Below are 21451 nucleotides of genomic sequence, written 5' to 3' on the forward strand. Positions count from 1 at the left end.
GCCCAGCTCAATTGCTCAGACCATCGGGCTTGATTGACTTTACCCATTTCAGAAAATAAAAATCCCCCGCTACCGGGGGATTTTTATTTTTATCGGTTACCTCGGCGCGGCATATCAAGCCAGCAGAAAGCCCCTTAACCGAGCAAACTCCGCGGGCAGGTCGTGGGACAGCAGGGGCAGCGCGGCGTGCTTGGCGAGCGGGCCAGGCAGCGGCACGTCCAGCCCCAGGATCTCGTCCACCGACTCCTTGAACTTGGCCGGGTGGGCGGTGCAGAGGAAGACCCCGACTTCGTCCTCGGCGAGCTGCTCGTTCAGCAGATCCCAGGCAATCGCCCCGTGGGGCTCGCACAGGTAATCCAGCTGATGCAGGCGTTTGAGCGCATCCCGAGTCTGGGCGTCATCACGCATGCCTGAGCCCAGGGTTTCCAGCGCCCAGCCCTTGCGACGGCACAGCTCTTCCACGCGCGGCCAGTTGTTGGGGCGACTCACATCCATGGCGTTCGACAGGGTCGCGACCGTCTGGTGCGGCTCCCACTGGCCGGTTTTCAGGTAGCGCGGCACGGTGTCGTTGGCGTTGGTGGCGGCGATAAAGCGCTTCACCGGCAGCCCCAGCGCCTTGGCGATGAGCCCCGCGGTGAGGTTACCGAAGTTGCCGGACGGCACGCTGATGACCGCCTTGGCGCGGTCGGCTTTCGGCAGCTGGGCCACCGCCTCGAAGTAGTAGCAGACCTGGGCCAGCAGGCGACTGATGTTGATGGAGTTGGCGGAGTTCAGGCCGATGGCGGTCTTGAGCCCTTCATCGTCGAAGGCATCCTTGACCAGCGCCTGGCAGGCATCGAAGTCGCCGTCGATGGCGAGGGTGCGGATGTTGCCGCCCAGGGTGCAGAACAGCGCCTCCTGCAAGGGGCTGATCTTGCCCTTGGGGTAGAGGATCACCACTTCGATCCCCTCCAGGCCATAGAAGGCGTGAGCCACGGCGGCGCCGGTGTCGCCGGAGGTGGCGGTGAGGATGGTGATCTTGTCGTTGGTACGGAAGGCGGCCAAACACTGGGCCATAAAGCGGCCGCCGAAGTCCTTGAACGCCAGGGTCGGACCGTGGAACAGCTCCAGGGCATAGGTGTTGTCTTTCAACTTCACCAGGGGCGCCGGGAAGGTGAAAGCGGCATCGATCAACTCGCTCACCTTGGCAGCCGGTACTTCGTCACCCAGCAGGTGGCTCAGGATGCGAGCGGAGCGCTCGGCGAGCGGCAGATCCAGCAGGGCATCCACGTCGGCCAGCGGCTCCAGGGTCTCTGGGAAGAACAGCCCCTGTTCGCGGCCCAGCCCCTGACGCACCGCCTGGGCAAAGCTCACCTGTTCACTCTTGTCCTTGATGTTGTAAAGATTCATAGCTCGCTTCCTGTTACCCGTGCCCCGGCCATGTCCAGTTTGCAGACCCGGGCAAATCCATCTTCATTGCGCACGAAGTGCGCTTCCATCCACTCTTTCATCCGTTCGGCCTGGGCCGGATCCTTCATCACCACGAACACGGTGGGACCGGACCCCGAGATGCCGGTGGCCAGCGCCCCGTTCTGGGCCGCCTGGGCCCGCACCTCGTTGAAGCCTTCAATCAGGGCCGCGCGGTAGGGCTCGGCGATCACGTCTTTCAATACGCTGGCGGCCAGCCCTTCCTGGCGGCTGTAGCTGGCGTGCACGAAGGCGGCCAGCCGGCGGCCATAGGTGAGGCAGTCCTGGCGGCGATACTGGGCCGGCAGGATGGCGCGGGCGGCGGCGGTAGAGACGACGGTACCCGGGTAGCAGACCACCCAGTACCACTCGTCAAAGACCGGAATGCCCTGGCTGATGACGCCCCCCTCCTCCAGCACCAGCTGCATGCCGCCGAGATAACAGGGCGCCACGTTGTCGTAGTGGACGGAGCCGGAGATCTTGCCCTCCATCTCCCCCATCAGCAGCAGCATGTCGTGTTCATTGAGGGGCGCGCCATGGAAGGCGTTCAGGCCCTCCAGCGCCGCCACCACGCTGCAGGCGCTGGAGCCGAGGCCCGAGCCTACCGGCAGGTTCTTCTCCAGCACCATCTCCAGGGGCTGGAGTGTGAGGCCGCGCTTCTCCAGCGCCTCCCCGTAGGCGACCCAGCAGTCGTAGAGGATGTTCTTTTTCGGATCGTCCGGCAACTTGTGGGCGTAGCGGCCCACGGAGGAGAGGGCAAAGGCCACATCGGCCGCCTTGACCTGGACGCGATCCCCCAGCAGGGAGCCATCCACGGGGGCGAGCGCCGCCCCCAGTACGTCAAAGCCCACGCTCAGGTTGGCGCTGGAGGCCGGTGCATAGGCCACCACGCTGCCGCCCACTTCCACATTCGGGTTCATCGCTGAACTCATGCTTATAACTCCTGCTTCCAGTTCTGGGTGCGCAGCACGTCGGCAAAGACGCCGGCGGCGGTCACTTCGGTCCCTGCGCCATAGCCGCGCAGCACCAGGGGGATGGGCTGGTAATAGGTGGAGAAGAAGGCGAGCGCGTTCTCCCCGTCTTTCACCTTGAACAGCGGCTCGTCGCCACCCACTGCCTTGATGGCGACCTTGCACTTGCCCCCCTCGATGGAGCCGACGTAGCGCAGCACCTTGCCTTCACGCTGGGCCGCCGCGAACTGGTCGCGGAACCAGCCGTCGGCCTCGGGCAGACGGGCCATGAAAGCTTCCACGTCGCCGCTGACGTCGAAGCCCGGCGGCAACGCCTGCTCCACTTCCACGTCGGAGAGCTCCAGCGCCATGCCGGCCTCACGGGCCAGGATCAGCAGCTTGCGGGCCACGTCCATGCCGTTCAGATCGTCGCGGGGATCCGGCTCGGTGAAGCCGTTGCCGCGAGCGATCTGGGTGGCTTCGGAGAAGGCCATGCCCTCGTCCAGCTTGCCGAAGATAAAGGAGAGGGAGCCGGACAGGATGCCGTCGAAGGCGCGCAGCTTGTCGCCGGCCTTGATCAGGTTCTGCAGGTTCTCGATGACCGGCAGGCCCGCGCCCACATTGGTTTCGTACAGGAACTTGCGGCGGGTCTGGCGGGCGGTGCGACGCAGCGCCTTGTAGTAATCCAGGGACCCGGTGTTGGCCTTCTTGTTCGGGGTGACCACGTGGAAGCCGGCCGCCAGGAAGTCGGCGTACTGGACGGCCACCGCCTCGCTGGAGGTGCAATCCACGATCACCGGGTTGATGAGGTGGCTCTCTTCCACCAGCTTCTTCACCGCCTCCAGGCTGAAGCTGCCTTGCGCCTCCACCAGCTGTTCACGCCAGTTGGCGAGGTTCAGGCCATCCTTGTTGACCGCCATCTGGCGGCTGTTGGCGATGCCGACTACCCGAAGGCCAGTGCCCTGCTCGGCCAGAACCGGCTGCTGGCGGGCAATCTGATCCACCAGGGCCGCACCGACGCCGCCGACACCGACCACGAAGAGGTCGATGAACTGCTGGCTGCCGAAGAAGTTCTGGTGGCACGCCTTGATGGCTTCCGCCACCTTGCCGGAGCGCACCACGGCAGAGATGGAGCGCTCGCTCGACCCCTGCGCGATGGCGACGATGTTGATGGACGCCTGGGCCAGGGAGGTGAAGAAGCGGGCCGCCATCCCCTTGGAGGTGCGCATGCCATCACCGATGAGGGAGATGATGGCGAGATCGGTCATGATCTCGAGCGGATCCAGCAGCTGGTTCTTGAACTCGAGCTCGAACTCGCGCTCCAGCACCTTGCGGGTCTTGTCGCTGTCGTAGCTGTGGATACAGAAGCTGACGCTGTACTCGGAGGACGACTGGGTGATGAGGACGATGCTGACCCCGGCGCGGGAGACGGCGGAGAAGATGCGACCCGCCATGCCCACCATGCCCTTCATGCCGGGGCCGGAGACGTTGAACATGCACATGCCGGAGAGATCCGAGATGGCCTTCACCTTCAGATCGTCCTCCCCCTGGTCGACCCCGATGAGGGTGCCCGGACCCTGGGGGTTGAAGCTGTTCTTGATGAGGCAGGGGATGTGGAACTGGGCCACGGGGGCGATGGTTTTCGGGTGCAGCACCTTGGCGCCGAAATAGGAGAGCTCCATCGCCTCCTTGTAGGAGAGGGTTTTCAGCAGATAGGCATCCGGCACCAGGCGCGGGTCGCAGTTGTAGCAGCCTTCCACGTCGGTCCAGATCTCGCAGCACTCGGCATCCACGCAGGCGGCCAGCACGGCGGCGGAGTAGTCGGAGCCGTTACGGCCCAGCAGCACGGTTTCGCCCTTGTCGCTGCCACCGGTGAAGCCCGGCATCAGGTAGAGACAGTCGGAGCGCAGACCCTTGGCGGCAAAGCGCAGGCGGGAGGCTTCGATGTCCACGTGGGCTTCGAGGTAGCCGCCGTCGGTCACCAGCAGCTGCTCCGGCACGATGAGATCCAGTTCGAGGCCGCGCACCCGCAGCAGTTCGTGCATGAAGGCGATGGAGAGATTCTCCCCCCGGCTCAGGATGCGGGCCTGAACGTTGTCCGGGCAGAGCCCCAGCAGACGAACCCCCTGCATCAGGCGCTCGACCTGATCCAGCTCGGCGGTGAGGCGGCTTTGCAGCGCCTTGTCATCGAGGGCCGGGTAGGCGGCCTTCAGGCCCGCCAGCAGGCGGGAGAAGATGCCGTTGATCTCGAACAGGGTGCTGCTGGCATCCATGCCACGGCTGGTCTGTTCCACCAGGGCCACCAGGTGGTTGGTCACCTTGGCCGGTGCCGACAGCACCAGGGCCACCTGGGACTGCCCGTGGGTGTTCACCGCGATATCGGCGACCCGCAAGAAACGCTCTGCATCGGCCAGTGACGACCCGCCAAACTTCAACACTCTCATCGCTTTCTCTCCCTGTAATCCGTTGAAAATCAGTCTGAAATTGCCCCAACAAAAAAGGCCCGTACTGGGTGGGTACGGGCCTTTTTCTGATTTCTGTGCTTGTTCGTCAGCGCATCAACCGGCCCCAGTGCCACCTGTGGTGGTACCGGTAATAATGGTGGTGGTGATGACGTTGGTGAATAGCTGCATGACGAACACTCTTGAACGAAGCTGGCTTTTAGCAATACCGCGCCGGACGTCGGGCTGTCAACCTAAACCTCCTTGCCAAACTTGCGGGCGAGGTCTTTGCAGAGCAGATGGAGCATATTCAGATCCCGTTGCGGCAGCATGGGCACTCGGTCCATCACCCACTGATGCAGTTTTTCATCCTGCGAAACACCGATATCATTAAGCAATTCTGCTGTTTTTGATTTCAGCACGCGAACCTGCCCGGTGCTCTCAAAATTTTCTGCTACCGACCGGGACCCGTCGACCGGCTGGTCATCCAGCAGGGGGCTCAGCTCATAGGCGTACAGCATGATCGCCTGCCCCAGGTTCAGGGACGGGTAGCTCACCTTGAGGGGCAGGTAGCTGATGAGATCGACCTGGGCGAGCTGCTCGTTGGAGAGGCCCGACTCCTCGCAGCCAAACACGATGGCCACCTTCTCAAGGGAGGGCTTGGCGCGGATCTGCTCGCGAATTTCCCCCGGGGTGAGGTAGTGCTGGTAGCGGCCGCGCTGGCGGGCCGTGGTGGCGATCACCAGATCCATGTCGGCCAGCGCCTCTTCCAGGGTGTCGAAGGCCGACGCCTCTGCCAGGATCTCCTGCGCCCCGTGGGCCACCCAGCTCGCCTCCTCCTCTTCGTGTACCCGGCTCCCTACCAGCCGCATGGCATCGAAGCCCATGGTTTTCATGGCGCGGGCGGCAGCCCCCACATTGGCGGCGCGGGCGGGTGACACCAGCACAAAATAGAGTTTCATCGGGTTCTCTCCTGGATGGGGCCGACGCCGCGAACGGCTGCGAAACGCCGGCAAAACAGGGGCGCAATCTACCGTTTATCCCCGAAGATTGCCACTTGAACAGATGTTTGGATGTTGCCATAGTGGCCCAGGGAGTGACCCGTTTTGCTCCTGGCACAGATGCCATCGGCCCGCCAGATCACAAGGAAGAGAGAGATGCAGCAGCCATTGGAGCAGGCCGTCGCCGAGACTATCCTGCAACGCTTCGAGTCGTTTTACAGCCGCTTTCTCGAGATAACCCAGGGCAGCAAGAGCCGCTTCGAGAACAGCGACTGGCTGGGGGTGCAGCTCGCCGGGCGCGAGCGCATCCGCCTCTATGATCACCACGTCGGCGCCACCACGGCCCAGATCAAGCAGATGATGGGGGAGCATCACGCCACCCAGTCCCTGCTCAAGCAGGTGAAGGGGGCCTTCAGCGATCTGCTGCCCCGCTGCGAAAACTTCGAGGTAGCGGAGTCCTTCTTCAACTCCGTCTATCGCCGGATCTTCCGCCATCGCAACATCCGCGACGAGAACCTCTACATCCATCCCTTCGTGAGCCGCGGCGATCATCCCGACCTGAGCGCCCTGCTGCGGGTCTATCGCACCGATCTCGCGCACCTGCCCCAGACCCTGAGCCAACTGCTCGGGGATTACAGCTTCACCCTGCCCTATGAGGACAAGCAGCGGGACATCATCGACATCCACCGCCACCTGGCCGAGAGCGGCCCCGCCATCTTGCAGGAGGAGCCGTTCGCCATCGAGCTGCTCAAGGAGGTGTTCTATCGCAACAAGGGGGCCTATCTGGTGGGGCTCATCCGGGTGAAGGGGCAGGTGCTGCCCTTCATCCTGCCCCTGCTCAGCACGGGCCAGAGCATCTATGTGGACACCGTCATCTTCGAGCCGGAGCTGGCCTCCATCGTGTTCGGCTTCGCCCGCGCCTACTTCATGGTCTATGCTCCGGTGCCGGCGCTCTTCGTCGCCTTCCTGCGCCAGATCATGCCCCGCAAGCCGGACTACGAGATCTACAACGCCATCGGCTGCCAGAAGCACGGCAAGACCGAGCTCTATCGCCACTATCAGCAGCACCTGGCCCAGAGCCGGGAGCAGTTCGTCATCGCCCCCGGCATCAAGGGGATGGTGATGAGCGTGTTCACCCTCCCCTCCTACGACGTGGTGTTCAAGGTGATCAAAGACGAGTTCACCCCGCCCAAGGAGGTGAGCCACGAGCAGGTCAAGGAGAAGTACCGCCTGGTGAAACAGCACGACAGGGTGGGCCGCATGGCCGATACCCAGGAGTTCACCAACTTCGAGTTTCCGCTGGAGCGGATTTCGCCGGCGCTCCTGGCCGAACTCAAGGCGGTGGCCCCCTCGGCGCTCACCATCACGGCCGACAAGCTGGTGATAAGGCACCTCTATACCGAGCGCAAGATGATCCCGCTGAACCTCTATCTGGATCAGGCGGACGAGCAGCAGACCCGGCTCGCCCTGGAGGAGTACGGCAACGCCATCCGCCAGCTCGCGGCGGCCAATATCTTCCCCGGCGACATGCTGTTCAAGAACTTCGGGGTGACCCGCCACGGCCGCGTCGTCTTCTACGACTACGACGAGATCTGCTACATGACGGAGTGCAACTTCCGCCAGATCCCGCCCCCGCGCTACCCGGAGGACGAGTGGAGCGCCGAGCCCTGGTATTCGGTGGCGCCGAACGACATCTTCCCCGAGGAGTTCGCCACCTTCCTGCTGCAAAAACCCCAGGTGCGGGAGATCATGATGCAGCTGCACAAGGAGTTGTTCGATGCCAACTACTGGAAGCGGCTGCAGAGCAACATCAAGGAGGGGGTGTTCGAGGACGTCTATCCCTATCGGCGCAAGAAGCGCTTCCGCTTTCAGCGGGGGGGCTGACCCTCTGCCCCGCGATCAAAAAGGGACGCCACGGCGCCCCTTTTGCACATCCCTGTCACACTGTGGTGCGGGCGTTGGTCTGCGACAGACTCTGACGGCACCAGCTTACTTGATGGCGTTGAACGTCAGCAGCGTCGCCTTGCCGGCATCCTGGAGCACCAGCTGATCGCCGCTCACCTGGAAGCCTGCCACCTTCTCCAGCGCTTTCAGGTAGTCCATCTCCTTGCTCATCTGATCCCCGATGCACATCATGCGGGTTGCACCGATGGGACCGAGCGTCAGCACGCCGTCGCCCTGCTGGGTAATGCCGCCAAAGTAGCGGTTGCAGCCGCCCTTGCCCACGACCTTGTCGCCGGCAAGCTGCAGGGTGAAGGTGTCACCGCTCGCCCCTTGCAACTGCCAGGTCGATGCCTGCAGTTCGGCCATTGTGGACCCCGTCGTCATGGCGCAGCCTCCCAGGGCCAGTGCGGCCAGCAGGATCAGTTTCTTGTTCATGAGTTCACCTCGTGATGGAGATTATCGTGAAGACACAGAGTGAGGGGCCTGTGTAACACGACTCCGCCCCCCGTCAAAACTCTTTTATTGTGATCGGGGTTCCCTTTACAGCCCGCTGGCATGTGCCATGCTTGTAGTCCTGTTCGGGCCCAAGGAGGGGAAACGAATGGCCAGATCTCTCGTCATCGCACTCGCATCCAGCCTCGCCTTCTCGGCCCAGGCCGCCGACTGGAGTTTTCTCCAGACAGATGCAGACAACTCGCTCTACGTGAAGAGCTATTCCGGCATCCTGCTCGGCAATCAGGCCCACCCGGGCGACAATTTTGACATCTGGCTCATCAATACCGGCTACCAGTATCCGGTGGAAGACGACATCAGCCTCTACATGGAGGCGGGGCCCGCCATCGGCACCGACAGTGACCGAGCCGGCTTCAATATCAGCTCAGGGGTGCGCTATCGCGTCTCCCCCTCCCTCAACATCGGCAGCCAGCTCAAGCAGCTGGAGGTGAGCAAGCCCAGCACCCTGGTTGAGCTCAACAGCAGCCTGCTGGTGACGCCGCAACTGGCCATCACCGCCAACTACGGCGTCAGCGCCTTCAGCACCGAGCAATTCCTCACCCTGGGAGTGGGCTTCAACTTCTGAGGCCTCAGAGCAGGCGTGCGCCGCTCACCAGCACACCGTTGAGGTCGGCGTAGACATAGTCACCCGGGGCTATGGTCACGCCGGCAAAAGTGACCACCGCATCCAGCGTACCTAGCCCCCGTTTCTCGGTCTTGACCGGGCAGGGCGCCAGCGCCTTGACCCCGAGCGCCAGCGTGGCCAGAGTGCCCACATCCCGCACCGCGCCGTTGATGAGGATCCCCTCCCACCCCTGCTCCACCGCCTTGATGGCCAGTTGATCACCAAGCAGTGCCCGGCGCAGGGAGCCTCCCCCGTCGATGACCATCACCTTGCCCTGGCCGGGCCGGTTCACCAGCTCCCGCACCAGGCTGTTGTCCTCGAAACAGGAGAGGGTCACCGCCTCGCCGTGAAACAGCGCCTTGCCGCCATAGTCGTGAAACAGGGGATCGGCCACCTGCAGGGTGTCACCGTGTTGATCGCAAAGGTCGGGCAGTAAGTCCAGCATGCTCATCATCCTTCCATGGAGTGAAATCTGAACGTTCATTCTTTCATCATGGGGAGGGTCTGACAATCCGGGACCTGGGCAGCCCGTCCAGATGGGTGAGCTCTTACTCACCCCTTCGTCACGCAGAAGGGCGGATCCGCCAGCGGGACGCCAGCCGTCCCAGATGGCAGGGTACCCCTTCTAGCAAAACGGGCACCAGCCAGAGCTCACCGGCCTCCACCCAGTAGAGGGCATTCTGCCCGAAGCGGGCGGCCAGCCGGACGGCTTCGGCCTGCGAGAGTGGCAGCAGCAGGGAGGGCTCCTGCCAACGCTCGTCTTCATCGCTCCCCCACACCGGCAGGACGGGGAGCTCGCCCACCTGCCGCATCAGGGCCCGCTGGCGGCGGGCATTGCGACGCGGCCCCACCCAGCGGCTGGCCGGGTTCCAGGCCGTGACGATGGCATAGGCAGGCCAGTCCGGCGGTGCAGAGGGGGCAATGAAGCACACTTTTCTGTAGTTTTCCCACAAAGTCATGTCAACCACATGTTACATCCCATTACATTTATTAAGGGCGAAAAAGCGGGCCAGCCCAAGTATGATGCAGCGAACTCGGGGATTGACTTATATCAAACCCGAGTTAAAAAGTTGCTATCTGACGGCAAAGAGTGTTGTTATGCGCCTGTTAACTGATAAAATGCAGCAACTTTTGTAATGGACTACCTCTCCGGACACCTCTCGATCAGACTTGTTGAGAGCCTATGGATGGCACAGGGACGCTTGCCAACATAGTTACCAAATTCGCGATGATTCGACCTGATTTTCATACCCAGGATGACGTAATAAATTTTCAGGACCGGTCGGATAACGCCAAAGAGTGTTAAAATTTCGATAATTAACTGATAAGAATCTGGGAATACTCATGCAAACACCACATATTCTGATCGTCGAAGACGAGCTGGTCACCCGCAATACACTCAAGAGCATCTTCGAGGCCGAAGGCTACATCGTGCTGGAAGCCAACAATGGCGACGAGATGCACCAGGCCCTGACCAGCCACACCATCAACCTGGTGATCATGGACATCAATCTGCCAGGCAAGAACGGTCTGCTGCTGGCGCGCGAACTGCGTGAGGATGACAACATCGCCCTGATGTTCCTGACCGGCCGTGACAACGAGGTGGACAAGATCCTGGGCCTGGAGATCGGTGCCGATGACTACATCACCAAGCCGTTCAACCCCCGCGAGCTGACCATCCGCGCCCGCAACCTGCTGAGCCGCACCATGAACGTGGCCGCCGGTGGCGAAGAGAAGAAACTGGTGGAGCGTTACCTGTTCAATGGCTGGGCGCTGGACATCAACAGCCGCGCGCTGGTCAGCCCGGCGGGCGACATGTTCAAGCTGCCGCGTTCCGAGTTCCGTGCCATGCTGCACTTCTGCGAAAACCCGGGCCAGATCCAGACCCGTGCCGAGCTGCTCAAGAAGATGACCGGCCGCGAGCTCAAGCCTCACGACCGTACCGTGGATGTCACCATCCGCCGCATTCGCAAGCACTTCGAGAGCGTGGGCGACACCCCCGAGATCATCGCCACCATCCACGGTGAAGGCTACCGTTTCTGCGGCGAGCTGGAGCAGGAATAAGCCAGCTCCCGAGTGTGAAGCGAGAGGCGCCTGTTGGCGCCTCTTCTGTTTGTGGCCCCGCCGCCAGAACGTGAAAAATGCAAAACAAAAAGCCCACTCGACGGAGTGGGCTTTTTGCATGAAGGCTGGAGCGGGCAGCGGGAATCGAACCCGCATCATCAGCTTGGAAGGCTGAGGTAATAGCCATTATACGATGCCCGCTAGGCATCTAAACCTGCTGGTCTGATGGGTCATCCCATGACAGAGAGCGATTCGGCGGAGGTGATGACAAGCTTGGCCATCATCTGGAATGTGGAGCGGGTGATGGGAATCGAACCCACGTATGCAGCTTGGGAAGCTGCCGTTCTACCATTGAACTACACCCGCGTCAGTGGCCTCTACTATATGCATTTTGCCGCCGAGCGCAATCACCGACTTCGCATTTTTTGCCATAAATCAAGCTGTTCGGCCAACTATTGAGCATGAAGCTGCTTTTTCAAACAAATGCGCCCACAGAGCCGGATTTACACGGTTGCCAAGCCGTGGGGGCGACGATAGTCTTGCGCCACTCATTTGAGGAGGCGGTGAATGGACAAGAACAGGCAGAAACATCTCTATGGCTGGTTGCGCAAGCAGTCGGGCCATGGCCGACGCTGGATCGGTTTTTCCATCGCCCTCGGGCTGGGTCAGGGCGTCCTGATGGTGATGCAAGCCTGGCTGCTGGCGACCCTTCTCCACGGTTTCATCATCGAGGGTTCGAGCCCTGAGCAATCCGCCCCCCTGTTCGTCAGCCTGCTGCTGGTGACCCTGACCAAGGCCGCACTGGCCTATGGACGCGAGGTGGCCAGCTTCAAGGCAGGCAGCGCGGTGCGTCAGGCCATTCGCGAGCTGGTGCTCACCCGCCTCGCCCGCCTCGGCCCCGCCTATATCCAGCGCCGCCCTGCCGGCAGCTGGGCCAGCCTGCTGCTCGAGCAGATCGAAGAGATGCAGGATTTCTTCTCTCGCTATCTACCCCAGATGGCCATAGCCGTCTTCATTCCTCTGGTGATCCTGGTCTCCGTCTTCCCGGTCAACTGGGCGGCGGGCCTGATCCTGCTCGGCACCGCCCCCCTGATCCCGCTCTTCATGATCCTGGTGGGGGTGGGGGCCGCCGATGCGAACCGCCGCAATTTCCAGTCGCTGGCGCGCCTCTCCGGCCACTTCCTCGATCGCCTCAAGGGGTTGCGTACCCTGCAACTCTTCATGCGCACCCGGGCGGAGGGTGACGCCATCCGCGACGCCTCGGAAGATTTTCGCGAGCGCACCATGGAGGTGCTGCGCCTAGCGTTCCTGAGCACCGCCGTGCTGGAGTTCTTCGCCGCCATCGCAGTGGCCCTGGTGGCCGTCTATTTCGGGTTCTCCTATATAGATCACCTCAACTTTGGCAGTTATGGCGTCAAGGTCACGCTCTTTACCGGCCTGTTCGTGCTCTTCCTCGCCCCCGAGTTCTACGCCCCCCTGCGGGAGCTCGGCGCCCACTACCACGCCAAGGCGCAGGCCATCGGCGCCGCCGAACAGCTGCTGGAGTTTCTGGAAGCCGAGGTCAGCGAGCCTGCCTCGGGAACGACCCCCTTCCACGCCCAGGGTCCCATCCGGGTGGAGGCTTGCGCCCTGGAGGTGCTGAGCGCCGAGGGCAAGGTGCTGGTCGGCCCCCTCGATTTCACCCTGGAAGCTGGCACGCGCACCGCCCTGGTCGGCATCAGCGGGGCGGGCAAGAGCTCCCTGGTCAACGCCCTGCTTGGCTTTGCCCCCTATCGCGGTTCCCTTCGCGTCAACGGCGTGGAGCTACACACCCTGGACATCAGCCAGTGGCGCCTGCAACTGGGCTGGCTCTCCCAGAATCCGCAGCTCTTCCACGCCTCCTTGCGTGACAATCTGCTGCTGGCCAAGCCCACCGCGAGCGATGCGGAGCTCGAGGCGGTGCTGACTCGGGCAGAGGCCTGGTCCTTCGTCAAGGAGAAGGGGCTGGACTACCGCGTCGGGGATCAGGCCGGCGGCCTCTCCGTCGGTCAGGCCCAGCGCATCGCCCTGGCCCGTACCCTGCTCAAGGAGACCCAGATGATGGTGCTGGATGAACCCACCGCCAGCCTGGATCGCCACTCGGAACGCGCCATCATGGGCACGCTCGAGCAGGCCTCACTAGGCCAGACCCTGCTGATGATCACCCATCGCCTCGACCAGCTCAGCCAGATGGACAACATCCTGGTGCTGGAGCGTGGCCAGCTGGTGGAACAAGGCCAGTTCGCACGGCTCAGCGAGGCCCGCGGGCCCTTCGCCCACCTCCTCTCCCAGCACCAGTCACAAGGTTTCGGAGACTCTCTCGATGACTGATCTACTGCCGTTCCTGCGTCTTTATCGCCAGCACTGGCTCAGCCTCTCCCTGGGCCTGCTGCTGGCCCTGGTCACCCTGGTGGCCGGCATGGGGCTGCTCTCCCTCTCCGGCTGGTTCCTCTCCGCCGCCGCGGTGGCCGGGCTGGCCGTCGCCACCCGGGACACCTTCAACTACATGACCCCGGCGGGCGGGGTGCGCTTCTTCTCCATCGTGCGCACCGCCAGCCGCTGGGGCGAGCGGGTGGTGAGCCACGATGCCACCTTCCGGGTGCTGACCCGGCTGCGGGTCTGGTTCTGGGAGAAGCTCTCCCCCCTCTCCCCCGGCTCCCTGGCCGGCTTTAGGCAGGCGGACTTGCTCAACCGCCTGGTGGCCGACATCGACGCCATGGACCACGTCTACCTGCGCCTCATCACCCCCATAGGAGCGGCGCTGCTGAGCTGTGCCGGGCTGGTGTTCTTCCTCTCCTTCTTCGACAGCCGCCTCGCCCTGACCCTGGGCGCCATCCTGCTGTTTGGCATGCTGGCCCTGCCCCTGGTCTTCTACTTTGCCGGGCGCGCACCGGGCCGCCGGCTCATCGCCGAGAAGTCCAGCCTGCGCACCCGCCTGGTGGACTATCTGGATGGTCATGCCGAACTGCAGATGTTCGCCGCCGCCCCCGGGGCGCTCGCCGAGTTGCAGCAGGCGGAGCGGACCCTCATCCAGGCCCAGGCCCGCATGGCCAGGGTCAGCGGTCTGGCCGCGTTCTCGGTCCAGCTGCTGAGCGGCTGGACCCTGACCCTGATGCTCTGGCTGGCCGGTCACGGCGTCGGGGGCAGTATCCCCGACCCCATCACGGCGCTGATGGTGTTCGCCACCCTGGCGAGCTTCGAGGCGCTGCTGCCGCTGGCGGGCGCCTTCCAGCATCTATCTACCAGCCTCACCTCGGCCCGTCGCCTCAACGAGATCCTGCAGGAGGCCAGGGCGCCAGCGTGGGGAGAGGATCAGGCCCCCGCCAGCGCGGGCACCTTGCAGATGCGGGATGTCCATTTCACCTATCCGGACCAGGACGGCCCCGTGCTGCAGGGTTGCACCCTGCAACTGCACGCGGGCGAGAAGCTCGCGCTGTTGGGGCAGACCGGCTGCGGCAAGTCAACCCTGATGGGGCTGCTGACCCGGGAGTGGACGGCGCAGTCCGGGGAGATCCTGCTGGACGGCAGACCCCTGACCCAGTACGGCGAGGACGCGCTGCGCGCCTCCTGCTCCGTCGTCAGCCAGCGGGTCCACCTGTTTGCCGATACCCTGCGCGGCAACCTCAGGCTGGCCGCCCCCAACGCCAGCGATGAGCGGCTGACGGAGGTGCTCACCCAGGTGGGTCTCGCCAGCCTGCTTGAGCATGAGGAAAATCAGACCGAGGCCGGGTTGGATGCCTGGCTCGGGGATGGTGGCCGTCCGCTCTCCGGCGGGGAGCGCCGCCGTATCGGTATCGCCCGCGCCCTGCTGCACGACGCGCCGCTCTGGCTGCTGGACGAGCCGACCGAAGGGCTCGACAGCCAGACCGAGCGGGAGATCATGGATCTGCTGCTGACCCTGGGGGCAAATCGCACCCTGCTGCTCATCTCCCACCGTCTGCTGGGACTGGAGCGGATGGACAGGGTCGCCCTGATGGAAGAGGGGCGGATCCGCCTGTGCGCCCCGCATCAGACGCTGCTCGCCGACGTCTATTACCGCAGCCTGCACCAGCGGCTGGCCCCGGCCTGATCGCAGTCACCCGAGGGGCGCCAGTGCGCCCCTCTCTTATCCAGAGACCCTGCTTGCCAACGACGACTACCGCAGCCTGTACCAGCGACTGGCTCCGGCCTGATCGCAGTCACCCGAGGGGCGCCAGTGCGCCCCTCTCTTATCCAGAGACCCTGCTCACCGACGACGACTACCGCAGCCTGCCCCAACGGCTGGCTCCTGCCTGACAGCAGTCACACGAGGGGCGCCGGTGCACCCCTCTCTCATCCAGAGACCCTGCTTGCCAACGACGACTACCGCAGCCTGCACCAGTGGCTGGCTCCGGCCTGATCCCTGTCACACCCTTCCCACCAGGCCAAAAATGGGGCTGGTCGCAGGCAGCGACTGGCCCCTATAATGCCCCTCTCACCGTTCAACAAGACATCGACATGAAACGCCTGATTCTATTGCTGCCACTCATCGCCTCCGGTTGCGCCGACTTCTCCTTCAACAGCAATCTGGACAAGGAAAACTTCGACGAATACTTCAAGCCGGGCAGCGTCCGCATCTACGAGCCAAGCGAGCTCGCCGATCTCAACTACCTCTACCTCGGCACTGTCGAGGGGGAATCCTGCCAGAGCGATGCCAATCAGGCGGTACCCAATGCCGGCGAGGCGCGCACCCTGGCCCGCCGCCGCGTGGCGGACATGGGCGGCAACGGTGTCAGCTTCGACAAATGCGCCGAGTTCAGCGACGTGCCGGGCTGCCTGAAGCAGGTGATCTGCTACGGCCAGGCACTGAAAGTGGCCGAAGAGAAGTAAGGAGCCCGCCATGGCAGTGGCCATAGTGCGTCTCGGCAGCCCCCGCCTCGCGGACGAGGGGCTGCGTATCGGTACCGTGCGCCGCCCGCCCCGCGGCGTGCCCAAGGCGGAATTCGCCAGCCAGGATTGGTACGACGTCTGGTTCCCCAACCTGGCCCCCAGCGCCGAGACCATGAAGCTGGGCCAGAGCGCCGAGACCCCGGCCCAGTGGACCGCCTTCTGCAAGCAGTACAAGGCCGAGATGGCCACCCCGGCCGCGAAGCACGATCTGGCCCTGCTTGCCGCCCTCTCCCACACCACCAACCTGTCGGTCGGCTGTTACTGCGAGCAGGAGTCCCGCTGCCATCGCAGCGTGCTGAGGGCTCTGCTGACCGAGTGCGGCGCGCTCCTGCGCTGACGCCTGAGGCAAAATGAAAGCAGAGAGGGCACCGGGGTGCCCTCTCTTTTTTATTGCCCTGTACCCCCTTATTCAGGCCTCCCCCAGCCGCCGGCGCAGCGCCTCCTCCTCAGCCCGGCTCATGCCCGCCAGCGGCCCCTGCGGGTTGCTCGCGAGCCACTCCACCAGATCGGCCACCGTCTCCTCCAGGGGGCGGAAGTTCAGGCCGTGGACGATGGCGGCCTCGGCGCTGATGGTGCCATAACCCGCATACTCCGCCTGCGTGCTGGGCAACAGGGTCGGGTAGCTCTGCCAGGGCTCGACCCCCGCCTTTATCAGGGCGGCCCAGGGCCGCCACTGGGGCTGCAGTGCCGTCGCCGGCACCAGCCGGGCGGCGAGGCGCTCCACCCAGTCCGCCAGCGCGATGCCGGGCTTGAGCAGATTGAAGCAACCCTCCAGCCGCTGCTCGGCGGCCCGCAACACAAATTCTGCGCAGTCGCGCACATCCAGGTATTGCAGCCTGTCCTGCCCCTCCCCCGGCAGCAGCCAGGGCCCGCCCTGCTGCACCCGCCTCACCCACCAGGCCAGGCGCCCGGTGGGGTCGAAGGGGCCGCAGAGCACGCCGGGGCGCAGGATGCAGAGCCGCTCGCCCCAGCGTTCGCGATAGGCCGCCTCGCACCACACCTTGAGCGGGCCATAGTCGGTCGGAAGCGGATCCCCCATCTCGTGCAGCGGCGCAGACTCATCCATCTCGGGCCGGGCGAAGTCACGATAGACGCTGATGGTGGAGATGAAGATGAGCCGCTCGCAGCGTCCCAGCAGGGCATCTGAGAGCCTTTCGGCCTGCTCGGGGCGATAGCAGCAGGTGTCGATGGCGAGATCCCAATGCAGCCCGTCCGCCTGCAGGGGCGTCAGATCGAGATCCCTGTCCCCCTGCAACCGGGTCAGCTCGCGCCAGTCCGGGTGCTGGCGGTGGCCGCGATTGAACAGCGTCACCTCGTGGCCCCAGTCCAGGGCCAGCGAGGTGAGGTGGCGGCCCAGGAAGCCGGTGCCGCCGATAATCAGCAATTTCATCCCTGTCTCTCCTGTGCGGCGTGGCGCCCTGGCCACGTCCGGCGTCTCCTTTGCGCACCACCCTACGCAAGTTCACGCCCGGGCACAGCCCCGCGCCCCCGGGTCTGCGACCCGGATCACAGGGTGGCGGCAACGCCCCGGCCGCCAGGGTGCCTGCGTTTTCGGCCCGCCTGTGCTACATTGCCGGGGTTTTCAGCCAGGACCCGCCATGAAGTTCGACATCGATACCCTCGGGATCATCCGCTCTCCCTACAAGGAGAAGTTCGCCATCCCCCGCCAGCCCGGCCTGGTCACCTCGGCCCGCGCCCGCCTCGAGCTGCTTCCCCCCTACGATCAGCCGGACGTGCTGCGCGGCATCGAGCAGTTCTCCCATCTCTGGATCAGCTTCGTGTTTCACCAGACCATGGCCCAGGGCTGGCATCCGACCGTGCGCCCGCCGCGCCTCGGCGGCAACGAGCGGGTCGGGGTCTTTGCCACCCGCTCCACCTTCCGCCCGAACCCCCTCGGCCTCTCCGTGGTCGAGCTGCACGGCGTCGGCCGGGCACGGGGCAAGCTCTGGCTGGAGCTGGGGGCGGTGGACTTGCTCGATGGCACCCCCGTCGTCGACATCAAGCCCTACATTCCCTATGCCGACAGCCTGCCTCACGCCCGTGGTGGCTTCGCCCCGGACGCCCCCACAGCGCCGCTGTCGGTGAGCTTCAGCCCCCAGGCCGAGCAGCAGCTCGCCCCCTGGCTCCAGGCCCACCCCGAGCTGCGCCAGCTGGTGAGCGAGGTGCTGGCCCAGGACCCGCGCCCCGCCTACAAGAAGGGCAAACCGGACGACAAGGAGTACGGGGTCAGGCTGTTCGACGTGAACGTGCGCTTTCGCATCAGCGAGCCGTCGTGCGAGGTGCTCGCCATCGAGCCTGCGAACTGAACACCCCGCACAGACAAAAAACCACCCGCACGGGTGGTTTTTTTTCTGCCTGACGATTGCCCTCAGCGACGTTGCAGCAGCAGGCTGCCGATGGAGTAGCCAGCCCCGAACGAGCAGAGCACGCCGCGGGCCCCGCTCGGCAAGTCCTGGTTGAACAGGTGGAAGGCGATGACCGAACCCGCCGAGCTGGTGTTACCGTAGCGGTCCAGGATCACCGGCGCCTCCTGCTGGCTGGCATCGTGGCCCAGCAGCTTGCGTCCGATGAACTGGTTCATGGTGAGGTTGGCCTGATGGAGCCAGAGCCGGCTCAAGTCGTCCGCCGCCCACCCCTGCTCGTCGAGCTGGGCGGCAATCTGATCGCACACCAGGGGCAGCACCTCCTTGAACACCTTGCGCCCCTGCTGGCGGAACAGCTTGTCGTCCCCGTAGCGGGTGCGCGGACTGAAGCGGTTCAGGAAGCCGAAGTTGTTGCGGATGTTGTTGGAGTACTGGGTCACCAGCTTGCTCGCCACCAGCTGCCAGGGGTTGGCCACCTTGCAGTCGGATTCCCGCTCCAGCAGCACGGCGGTGCAGGCGTCGCCGAAGATAAAGTGGCTGTCTCTATCTCTAAAGTTGAGATGCCCCGAGCAGATCTCCGGGTTCACCACCAGCGCCAGCCGGGCCGAGCCCGCCGCCAGCAGATCCGCCGCCGTCTTGATGCCGAAGGTGGCGGAGGAGCAGGCCACGTTCATGTCGAACGCCATGCCGCCCGCCCCCAGATAGTACTGCAGCTCGATGGCCAGCGCCGGGTAGGGGCGCGGCATGTTGGAGGCCGCCACTATCACCAGATCGATCTCCCCCGGCTCGCGACCGGCGGCGATCAACGCCTGCTCGGCGGCCGCCACCGCCATCTCCACCATGATGGAGGGCTGCTCATCCGGACGCTCCGCCAGCAGGGGCTGCATGATGTCGGGATCCAGCACTCCCTCGCGGCTCACCAGATAGCGGCTCTTGATGCCGGAGGCCTTCTCGATGAACTCGCAGCTCGAGTGCTGCTTGGGAGAGAGCTGGCCCGCGTCGATAGCGGAGGCGTTCTCCTCGTTGTAAAGATCCACGTACTGGTTGAAGGCGGCCACCAGCTCTTCGTTGCTGACGGCATGGGGCGGGGTATAGAGGCCCGAGCCACTGATTACGATAGAGGTCATCTTTGCTCCTGGCCGGGTGCAGTCCCGGCTTGTCTGTTTTTTAGGGTTCAGAGGGTCACAGCTGGTCGATCGCAGCGGAGAGACCAGCCAGCGTCAGCGGGTGCATGCGCCCGCCAACCAATTCATTCATCAACTTGATGGAGGGGTGCCAGAGCCACTCCTGCCTGGGCAGAGGGTTGATCCAGACCATCCTGGGGAAGTGGTGCTGCAAACGCTCGAGCCACACCTGCCCCGGCTCCTCGTTCCAGTACTCCACACTGCCCCCCGGCCAGGTGATTTCATAGGGGCCCATCTTGGCGTCCCCCACGAAAATCACCCTGTAGTCGCTGCCATAGGTGCGCAGCAGCCGCAGGGTGTCGAAGCGCTCCTCGGTGCGCCGGGCATTGTCCTGCCAGACGAAGTCGTAGAGGCAGTTGTGGAAGTAGAAGAACACCAGGTGCTTGAACTCGTGGCGCAGGGCCGAGAAGAGCCGCTGCACCTCGGCCACGTGGGCATCCATGGAGCCGCCCACATCGAAGAAGACCAGCAGCTTGACGCCGTTGTGGCGCTCGGGCCGCAGCTTCACATCGAGCCAGCCCTGGCGGGCCGAGCTCTGGATGGTGTCGTCGAGATCCAGCTCGGAGGGGCTGCCCTTGCGCACCCAGCGCCTGAGCTTTCGCAGGGCCAGCTGGATGGCGCGCTGGCCCAAAGCGTTCTCGTCGCTGAAGTTGCGATAATGGCGCGCCTCCCACACCTTGGTCGCCCGGCCATGCCGGCCCTCTCCCCCCAGGCGGATCCCTTCCGGGTGATAACCGCCGTGACCGAACGGGCTGCTCCCCCCCATGCCCACCCACTTGTTGCCACCGGCGTGGCGCCCCTTCTGCTCGTGCAAGCGCTGGTTGAGGGTTTCAAGCAGCTTGTCGAGACCGCCAAGGGACTTGAGCAGGGCTTTCTCCTCCTCGCTCAGCAGCCGCTCGAACTCCTGGCGCAGCCACTCCTCCGGCAGGCTTTCCGGCAGCAGGGGAATGGCATCCAACCCCTCGTAATATTCGGCGAAGGCGCGATCGAAGCGATCCAGGTGCCCCTCGTCCTTGACCAGCACGCAGCGGGCGAGCAGGTAGAACGCCTCCATGTCGACGCTGGCCAACCTGGCCGCCAGCGCCCCGTGCAAGTCCAGCAGCTCCCGCAGGCTGCAGGGAAGCTTGTGACGGCGCAGATGGAGGAAGAAGTCGATGAGCATTCAGCCGCCGCGGCGCGCCAGGAAGGCGAGCTTCTCGAAGAGGTGCAAGTCCTGCTCCGTCTTGAGCAGGGCGCCGTAGAGGGCGGGCACCAGCTTGCCCGGCTCCCGGGCACGCAGCGCCTCGGGGGCGATGTCATCGGCAAGCAGCAGCCGGATCCAGTCCAGCAGCTCGGAGGTGGAGGGTTTCTTGCGCAGCCCCTCGACGGCGCGCAGCTCGAAGAAGAGCTCCATCGCCTCGCTGAGCAGGCTCTCCTTGAGGGCCGGGTAGTGCAGACGGACGATGGCCTCCATCTCGGCCTTGTCGGGAAAACGGATGTAGTGGAAGAAGCAGCGGCGCAGGAAGGCGTCCGGCAGCTCCTTCTCGTTGTTGGAGGTGATGATGACCACGGGGCGCTGACGCGCCTTGACCCGCTCGCCGGTCTCGTAGACGTCGAACTCCATCCTATCCAGCTCCAGCAGCAGATCGTTGGGAAACTCGATGTCGGCCTTGTCGATCTCGTCGATGAGGAGCACAGGCCGCTGCTCTGAGCTGAAGGCCTGCCACAGCTTGCCGCGGCGGATGTAGTGGCCTATCTCCCCCACCCTCGGGTCCCCGAGCTGGGAGTCCCGCAATCGAGCCACCGCATCGTATTCGTAGAGTCCCTGCTGGGCCTTGGTGGTGGACTTGATGTGCCAGCTGATGAGGTCAGCACCGAGCGAGGCGGCCACTGCCTCGGCCAGCACCGTCTTGCCGGTGCCTGGCTCACCCTTGATGAGCAGCGGCTTCTCCAGCACGATGGCGGCGTTGACGGCCATACTCAGTGACGTTGATGCGAGATAGCGGTCGCTTCCTGCAAATCCCATGAGATCCATT

Annotated in this window: 20 protein-coding genes, 2 tRNA genes and 1 other annotated feature; of the genes, 9 read left to right on the forward strand and 13 right to left on the reverse strand. The window is 64.2% G+C overall.

What is annotated here, in order from left to right:
- Positions 1 to 114: 114 nt before the first annotated feature.
- From thrC to I6L45_RS00300, 4 genes are all read right to left on the reverse strand, one after another.
- Entirely contained in the window at positions 115 to 1389 is a 1275-nt protein-coding gene (thrC, locus tag I6L45_RS00285; RefSeq protein ID WP_216983118.1) for a threonine synthase, read from the reverse strand.
- Positions 1386 to 2378 carry a homoserine kinase gene (gene thrB / locus I6L45_RS00290; RefSeq protein WP_254204356.1) on the reverse strand — a complete coding sequence of 331 codons (993 nt, stop codon included), beginning with the start codon at positions 2376 to 2378 and terminating at the stop codon, positions 1386 to 1388. Before thrB ends, thrC begins: the two co-directional genes overlap by 4 nt.
- A 2-nt stretch (positions 2379 to 2380) precedes the next feature.
- Positions 2381 to 4840 carry a bifunctional aspartate kinase/homoserine dehydrogenase I gene (gene thrA / locus I6L45_RS00295; protein ID WP_043759023.1) on the reverse strand — a complete coding sequence of 820 codons (2460 nt, stop codon included), beginning with the start codon at positions 4838 to 4840 and terminating at the stop codon, positions 2381 to 2383.
- Between the two features lie 48 nt (positions 4841 to 4888).
- Positions 4889 to 5023: a sequence feature (Thr leader region), on the reverse strand.
- A 68-nt stretch (positions 5024 to 5091) separates the two neighbouring features.
- On the reverse strand, positions 5092 to 5799 hold the full coding sequence (locus I6L45_RS00300; RefSeq protein WP_216983119.1) for a tRNA/rRNA methyltransferase: 708 nt from the start codon (positions 5797 to 5799) through the stop codon (positions 5092 to 5094).
- A 195-nt stretch (positions 5800 to 5994) separates the two neighbouring features.
- On the opposite strand from I6L45_RS00300, the gene aceK reads away from it, so the two are divergent.
- Positions 5995 to 7722 carry a bifunctional isocitrate dehydrogenase kinase/phosphatase gene (gene aceK, locus I6L45_RS00305; protein WP_216983120.1) on the forward strand — a complete coding sequence of 576 codons (1728 nt, stop codon included), beginning with the start codon at positions 5995 to 5997 and terminating at the stop codon, positions 7720 to 7722.
- A 105-nt stretch (positions 7723 to 7827) separates the two neighbouring features.
- Here aceK and I6L45_RS00310 read toward each other — a convergent pair whose 3' ends face one another.
- Positions 7828 to 8217, reverse strand: coding sequence for an META domain-containing protein (locus tag I6L45_RS00310; protein ID WP_216983121.1), 390 nt, complete (start codon positions 8215 to 8217; stop codon positions 7828 to 7830).
- Between the two features lie 166 nt (positions 8218 to 8383).
- On the opposite strand from I6L45_RS00310, the gene I6L45_RS00315 reads away from it, so the two are divergent.
- Entirely contained in the window at positions 8384 to 8860 is a 477-nt protein-coding gene (locus I6L45_RS00315; RefSeq protein WP_043759016.1) for a hypothetical protein, read from the forward strand.
- Positions 8861 to 8864: 4 nt separating this feature from the next.
- Here I6L45_RS00315 and I6L45_RS00320 read toward each other — a convergent pair whose 3' ends face one another.
- Positions 8865 to 9344 (reverse strand): putative 4-hydroxy-4-methyl-2-oxoglutarate aldolase, encoded by a 480-nt coding sequence (locus I6L45_RS00320; RefSeq protein ID WP_216983122.1) that lies wholly within the window; start codon positions 9342 to 9344, stop codon positions 8865 to 8867.
- A 118-nt stretch (positions 9345 to 9462) separates the two neighbouring features.
- Positions 9463 to 9858, reverse strand: a complete 396-nt coding sequence (locus tag I6L45_RS00325; protein ID WP_216983123.1) for a DUF3293 domain-containing protein — start codon at positions 9856 to 9858, stop codon at positions 9463 to 9465.
- A gap of 385 nt (positions 9859 to 10243) precedes the next feature.
- On the opposite strand from I6L45_RS00325, the gene arcA reads away from it, so the two are divergent.
- Positions 10244 to 10963, forward strand: a complete 720-nt coding sequence (arcA, locus tag I6L45_RS00330; RefSeq protein ID WP_010673581.1) for a two-component system response regulator ArcA — start codon at positions 10244 to 10246, stop codon at positions 10961 to 10963.
- A 126-nt stretch (positions 10964 to 11089) separates the two neighbouring features.
- Here the strand turns inward: arcA and I6L45_RS00335 are convergent.
- Positions 11090 to 11164 (reverse strand) — tRNA-Gly (locus I6L45_RS00335).
- A 91-nt stretch (positions 11165 to 11255) separates the two neighbouring features.
- Positions 11256 to 11329 (reverse strand) — tRNA-Gly (locus tag I6L45_RS00340).
- Between the two features lie 201 nt (positions 11330 to 11530).
- Here I6L45_RS00340 and cydD point away from each other — a divergent pair.
- The 5 genes from cydD (at position 11531) to I6L45_RS00365 (ending at position 16226) form a co-directional block, all read left to right on the forward strand.
- The gene (gene cydD, locus I6L45_RS00345; RefSeq protein ID WP_216983124.1) at positions 11531 to 13312 is read left to right on the forward strand and encodes a cysteine/glutathione ABC transporter permease/ATP-binding protein CydD; all 1782 of its coding nucleotides are present in this window, start codon (positions 11531 to 11533) and stop codon (positions 13310 to 13312) included.
- Positions 13305 to 15050 (forward strand): cysteine/glutathione ABC transporter ATP-binding protein/permease CydC, encoded by a 1746-nt coding sequence (gene cydC / locus I6L45_RS00350; RefSeq protein ID WP_216983125.1) that lies wholly within the window; start codon positions 13305 to 13307, stop codon positions 15048 to 15050. The genes cydD and cydC overlap by 8 nt, the downstream gene beginning before the upstream one ends.
- Before the next feature lie 53 nt (positions 15051 to 15103).
- The gene (locus tag I6L45_RS00355) at positions 15104 to 15256 is read left to right on the forward strand and encodes a hypothetical protein (protein WP_216983126.1); all 153 of its coding nucleotides are present in this window, start codon (positions 15104 to 15106) and stop codon (positions 15254 to 15256) included.
- A gap of 201 nt (positions 15257 to 15457) precedes the next feature.
- Complete coding sequence (rcsF, locus tag I6L45_RS00360) at positions 15458 to 15829, forward strand: Rcs stress response system protein RcsF (protein ID WP_043759008.1); 372 nt, start codon at positions 15458 to 15460, stop codon at positions 15827 to 15829.
- A gap of 10 nt (positions 15830 to 15839) precedes the next feature.
- The gene (locus tag I6L45_RS00365) at positions 15840 to 16226 is read left to right on the forward strand and encodes a DUF488 domain-containing protein (protein WP_043759007.1); all 387 of its coding nucleotides are present in this window, start codon (positions 15840 to 15842) and stop codon (positions 16224 to 16226) included.
- A 72-nt stretch (positions 16227 to 16298) separates the two neighbouring features.
- Here the strand turns inward: I6L45_RS00365 and I6L45_RS00370 are convergent, their stop codons facing one another.
- On the reverse strand, positions 16299 to 17279 hold the full coding sequence (locus I6L45_RS00370; protein WP_043759005.1) for an NAD-dependent epimerase/dehydratase family protein: 981 nt from the start codon (positions 17277 to 17279) through the stop codon (positions 16299 to 16301).
- A 208-nt stretch (positions 17280 to 17487) separates the two neighbouring features.
- On the opposite strand from I6L45_RS00370, the gene tsaA reads away from it, so the two are divergent.
- Complete coding sequence (tsaA, locus tag I6L45_RS00375; RefSeq protein WP_216983127.1) at positions 17488 to 18195, forward strand: tRNA (N6-threonylcarbamoyladenosine(37)-N6)-methyltransferase TrmO; 708 nt, start codon at positions 17488 to 17490, stop codon at positions 18193 to 18195.
- Positions 18196 to 18257: 62 nt separating this feature from the next.
- Here tsaA and I6L45_RS00380 read toward each other — a convergent pair whose 3' ends face one another.
- The 3 genes from I6L45_RS00380 to I6L45_RS00390 are packed head-to-tail and all read right to left on the reverse strand — an operon-like array spanning position 18258 to position 21441.
- Entirely contained in the window at positions 18258 to 19379 is a 1122-nt protein-coding gene (locus tag I6L45_RS00380; RefSeq protein ID WP_216983128.1) for a beta-ketoacyl-ACP synthase III, read from the reverse strand.
- 55 nt (positions 19380 to 19434) lie between these two features.
- A complete protein-coding gene (locus I6L45_RS00385; protein ID WP_216983129.1) occupies positions 19435 to 20598 on the reverse strand; it encodes a VWA domain-containing protein in 1164 nt (387 codons plus the stop codon).
- A complete protein-coding gene (locus I6L45_RS00390) occupies positions 20599 to 21441 on the reverse strand; it encodes a MoxR family ATPase (RefSeq protein ID WP_216983130.1) in 843 nt (280 codons plus the stop codon).
- Positions 21442 to 21451 lie beyond the last annotated feature (10 nt).

The organism is Aeromonas sp. FDAARGOS 1415 (assembly GCF_019048365.1).
Classification (GTDB): domain Bacteria; phylum Pseudomonadota; class Gammaproteobacteria; order Enterobacterales; family Aeromonadaceae; genus Aeromonas; species Aeromonas taiwanensis.